The sequence below is a fragment of the Tamlana crocina genome (genome assembly GCF_012037625.1).
Genome location: NZ_JAAVJS010000706.1, coordinates 1 through 315, shown reverse-complemented (window position 1 = coordinate 315; position 315 = coordinate 1). Strand labels below are relative to the sequence as shown.

Below are 315 nucleotides of genomic sequence, written 5' to 3'. Positions count from 1 at the left end.
CTGAAAATATCAGCAATGCCCGAAGCTTCAAGATCATCGGCATAACCGCGGTTATAATCGAACATCAACCAGTTGGACATGCCAATGGTTTGTGCCCCTTTGAGGTTCGAGTTTGCAGATTCCTGGAAATTTATAGCCTGCTGTAGAAGCCTTTTTTCGCCGGCGCCTCTTAACTGCCGACTGGTACGTTCCTCCTCCTTCAAATCTCCAAAAGCCTTTTGATTGAATCCGGCGTTTTGTGCGTAATATTCCCAGTCACCATATTCGGCGATAAGTATCGGGCGACCGGGTTTGTTGTCGCCATTCCAGTAGACC

Annotated in this window: 1 pseudogene; it reads right to left on the bottom strand. The window is 47.9% G+C overall.

From position 1 onward, the window contains the following. A pseudogene (locus HC176_RS18645) lies at positions 1 to 315 on the bottom strand (glycoside hydrolase family 2); the annotation flags it as partial.